This is a genomic window from Sodalis-like endosymbiont of Proechinophthirus fluctus (assembly GCF_001602625.1).
Lineage (GTDB): Bacteria > Pseudomonadota > Gammaproteobacteria > Enterobacterales > Enterobacteriaceae.
Genome location: NZ_LECR01000082.1, coordinates 46,465 through 46,676, shown reverse-complemented (window position 1 = coordinate 46,676; position 212 = coordinate 46,465). Strand labels below are relative to the sequence as shown.

Here is a 212-nt window from a genome sequence, read left to right as displayed (position 1 = left end):
GACGGAATTTCGCCGCTGCTGCGCATGATGTAACGGAAGCCGGCTTTTATGGTCATCTCCCGCGCCGCCGGAAAACGCTCCGGGTGACGCGGGACCAAGATAAGCAACAGATCGGGAAAGTTGGCCAGCAGCTGGCGATGCGCCTGCAATAACAGTGTCTCTTCGCCTTCATGGGTGCTGGTAGCTATCCATACCGGGCGCCTCGACGCCCA

Annotated in this window: 1 pseudogene; it reads right to left on the bottom strand. The window is 59.9% G+C overall.

Going from position 1 to position 212, the window contains the following annotated elements:
• Positions 1-212: pseudogene (locus BG74_RS18070) on the bottom strand (3-deoxy-D-manno-octulosonic acid transferase); the annotation flags it as partial.